1 protein-coding gene, 1 tRNA gene and 1 pseudogene are annotated in these 1,412 nt (G+C 66.4%); 1 reads left to right on the top strand and 2 read right to left on the bottom strand.

The window, feature by feature from the left end; genetic code table 11:
• Nucleotides 1–459: pseudogene (locus tag ACIGXM_RS37400) on the bottom strand (site-specific integrase); the annotation flags it as partial.
• Nucleotides 456–833, bottom strand: a complete 378-nt coding sequence (locus tag ACIGXM_RS37395; protein ID WP_396568583.1) for a hypothetical protein — start codon at nucleotides 831–833, stop codon at nucleotides 456–458. The gene ACIGXM_RS37395 and the pseudogene ACIGXM_RS37400, both read right to left, overlap by 4 nt.
• Before the next feature lie 248 nt (nucleotides 834–1,081).
• Here ACIGXM_RS37395 and ACIGXM_RS37390 point away from each other — a divergent pair.
• Nucleotides 1,082–1,154: transfer RNA gene (locus ACIGXM_RS37390), tRNA-Trp, on the top strand.
• Nucleotides 1,155–1,412: the final 258 nt, after the last annotated feature.

Below are 1,412 nucleotides of genomic sequence, written 5' to 3'. Positions count from 1 at the left end.
CTCCGCCCAGATGCGCCGGGGATCGAGGTGCAGTTCGTTCTGCATGAGGCAGTCCGCCACGAGCGTGCCTACCGGATTGCCGCACGCACACAGCTGGTTCGGGCCGTACATGCCGCTTGGTCCGCAGCAGCCGATCCACGGCTCCCGTTCTGGGGAGTCGTGCAGCCCGACGGCATTGTCGGGATGGAGCACCACCGTGTCCCGCGGACCCGCCGACTTGAGGAACGCACCATCGCGGACCACGGTCATGTTCGCCATCGCGGCGATCGGTTCCTGCAGGTCGTCGTTCGGGACGAACGGTGCGCCGAACGGCTCCGGGTCGACGGCATAGCAGCCGCGCGGCACGGTGGACGGCGCGATCTGCTGCTCCACCGGCTCGGGCCGCGTCGGGAACGGCGCGAGCAGCGTCAGCGACTCGGTCAGGGGCTGGTTGCAGCGCACACAGTGGAAGATCGTCACTGGCTCGCCTGCGCGTGGGGCTGCGGCCGGAACTCGTGGACCACCTCGATGCGGCCGACGATATGCCGGTTGAACTCGTCCAACTCCTCCGCCGGCACCCACAGCTCGAGGATCGTGCGTCCGCTGGCCTGCTGGACCGGGTAGCGAGCGGCGAAGGCGGCGTCGACCTCGAACCTGGTGACGTAGCCGACTCCCGAGGCGGGCACGTTCCAGGCCCGCGCGATCCGGATCGCATAGCCCTCGTTCAGTACCGGGTAGAAGATCGGCTGCTCGGGCAGGCAAGGCGGCCAGGCCCGCCAGCCCGACGCCTCGACCAACGCCAGCTCCTCCGGGCCGTTGGGCCGCCACAACGTCACGGTCTTCGCCTGGGACATCGCCTGCTCTCCTCGGTCCATACGGTTGGGCGCCCACCGTAACCGCGCCGATGACTGGTGACGAATGATTTCGGTTTCCCGGGATTGGACACTCTGGCACAGCGGTTGCGCGCTTCGATATTCGCTCGCACTGCCCACCGCAGCCTCCTACGATCGGTGCATCACCAAGCGTTGAGCGCTGGGACGCAAGCGGGGCTGTAACCCCTGCTCCCTTAGGGATGGCGAGGTTCGATTCCTCGGCAACGCACTGGTCCGTAGCTCAGTTGGAAGAGCAGCCGTCTCCAAAGCGGCGTGCCGCAGGTTCGAGTCCTGCCGGACCAGCAAAGAACCGACCGTTCTCGCAGAACTCTCGAATTGGGCGATCAGCAGAATCCGGCAGGCAAGAGAATCAGAAGCCGTGGCCGTGTTCACCCGGGCGAGCGAGGCTACAATGATGTTGTGAGGAAGGTCACAGTCGAGGTCGCGATCGCGCACCGCTTCTCACGCGCCTCTCACGGATGGGGTGTCATGAGCGGGTATCAGGTGTCACGCGGGGCGGATGGGATAGGCCCTGACCTGCGCGATTCGGACTGGTGAACA

The organism is Kitasatospora sp. NPDC052896 (genome assembly GCF_044547075.1).
Taxonomy (GTDB): Bacteria; Actinomycetota; Actinomycetes; order Streptomycetales; family Streptomycetaceae; genus Kitasatospora.
This window is presented reverse-complemented; position numbering and strand designations above follow the sequence as displayed.

Excerpts from the sequence above, each read along its gene's own strand:
- ACIGXM_RS37395 (WP_396568583.1), bottom strand. The coding sequence starts at position 833 with ATGTCCCAGGCGAAGACCGTGACGTTGTGGCGGCCCAACGGCCCGGAG.